Raw genomic sequence first — 965 nt, 5'->3', positions numbered from 1 at the left:
CGCGTGGTGCATAAACGCCATGCCGCGCGGCAGCCGGTGGGAGACGACGGCGCGGGCGACGACGACGCCGTTTTCGTTGAAACATTCGATCCAGTCGTTGTCGTTGATGCCGGCTTCGGCCGCATCATCTTTGTTCATCCACACGGTCGGCCCGCCGCGGAAAAGCGTCAACATCGGCAAGGAGTCGAAATACATGCTGTGGATCGACCATTTGTTATGCGGCGTCAAATAGTTCAAGATGACTTCCTTTCCGTTTTCTTTCGGGCGTTTGTTTGAAAACGGACGGTGCGGCAACACCGGCTTGAACGTCGCCATCGTTTCGCCAAACTCGCGCATCAGTTCATGATCGATGTAAAACGACTGCCGGCCGGTCAACGTCCGCCACGGGATGAGCCGTTCGACGTTCGTCGTAAACGGCGAGTAGCGCCGCCCGCCTTTTTCCGAGCCGCTGAACGCCGGCGAGGTGATGACCGTTTTCGGCTGGGCGGTGATTTGTTCAAACGTAAAGCATTCTTCCTCGCGTTCTTTCGCTAAATCGGCCAATTTCAAATCCGTCTTTTTCTCAAGCGCCTCCCACGCTTTCACCGCCATTTTGCCGTTTGTAGTTGATGACAGCGTCAAAATCGCTTCAGCCGCTTTTTTCGCTTCGCTGATATCCGGGCAGCCGTCGGCGATGGAAGCGCGCCGGACAGTGCCGAGCCGGCGTTTCAACTGTTCATACTCGTCTTTCGCTGACCAGGCAATCCCTTTTGTGCCGATCGGCTGGCGGGCGACATTTGGACCTAAGGCGGTCATTTGGTCGTAAAGAAGGGTATAGTCGCGTTCAATGACGTGAATGTTCGGCATCGTTTTGCCCGGAATCGGTTCGGTTTCGCCTTTGCTCCAGTCTTTCACTTCACCGAACGGCTGCGCCAGCTCTTGCGCCGTATCGTGCAACAGCGGAGTGGCGACGACTTCTTTCATCG

Annotated in this window: 1 protein-coding gene; it reads right to left on the bottom strand. The window is 56.2% G+C overall.

All coding sequences use genetic code 11. The features are described 5' to 3' along the window. On the bottom strand, positions 1 to 965 hold a 965-nt coding region (locus VU18_RS16880; RefSeq protein WP_047758639.1), incomplete at both ends, for a molybdopterin dinucleotide binding domain-containing protein.

The organism is Geobacillus sp. ZGt-1 (genome assembly GCF_001026865.1).
Taxonomy (GTDB): Bacteria; Bacillota; Bacilli; order Bacillales; family Anoxybacillaceae; genus Geobacillus; species Geobacillus thermoleovorans.
Note: the sequence above shows the minus strand (reverse complement) of the source record. Positions and strands in the feature narration are given on the sequence as shown.